Below are 830 nucleotides of genomic sequence, written 5' to 3' on the forward strand. Positions count from 1 at the left end.
GGCCGATGACGGCGGCGGGGGTGATGCCGTGGTGGTTCCAGAGGGTGGCCAGGGAGACCATGACGGCCCAGAGGGTGGGCTGGATGACGTCCACGCGGGTGGGGTCGGTGTCGGTGTCCTGGCCGCGCAGCACGGCGGTCAGGGACCAGTCGACGTACGGCGCGAGCGCGCGTTCGCACTCGGCGATCCGGGCGGCGAAGACGGGCGAGGTGTCCAGGAGTTCCACGCCCATGCCCTGCCACTGCGACCCCTGGCCGGGGAAGACGAAGACGGGGCCCGGCTCGGGGTCCAGGGCGGTGCCGTGGGTGAGGTTGGGGTGTTCCTCGCCGGTGGCCAGGGCGTTGAGTGCGGCGGTGAGTTCGGCGGTGTCGGTGCCGGTGGCCACGGCCCGGTGGTCGAAGGTGGCGCGGGTGGTGGTCAGGGACCAGGCGACCTGGGCGGGGGAGAGGTCCGGGGTGTCGGTGACGGTCTGGGCGAGGCGGCGTGCCTGGTCGGCGAGGGCCTGTGGGCTGCGGGCGGAGAGGACGAGGGGCACCACGCCGCCCAGCACGGCGGGCTCGGCCGGCTCGGCCGGGGTGGCCTCGTCCTCCGGCTGTTCGGGGGCTTCTTCGAGGATGACGTGGGCGTTGGTGCCGGAGATGCCGAAGGCCGAGACGCCGGCGCGGCGGGGGCGTTCGCTTTGGGGCCAGTCGACCGGTTCGGTCAGCAGCCGCACTGCGTCGCCGCTCCAGTCCACGTGCGAGGTCGGCTCGTCCACGTGAAGGGTGGCGGGCAGCCGGCCGTGCCGCAGCGCCATCACCATCTTGATCACGCCGGCCACGCCCGCGGCG

Annotated in this window: 1 protein-coding gene; it reads right to left on the minus strand. The window is 74.2% G+C overall.

Going from position 1 to position 830, the window contains the following annotated elements; translation table 11 throughout:
* On the minus strand, positions 1–830 hold an 830-nt coding region (locus ACTWQH_RS32795), incomplete at both ends, for an acyltransferase domain-containing protein (protein ID WP_443290461.1).

This window comes from Streptomyces sp. 6N223 (assembly GCF_052246635.1).
Lineage (GTDB): Bacteria > Actinomycetota > Actinomycetes > Streptomycetales > Streptomycetaceae > Streptomyces.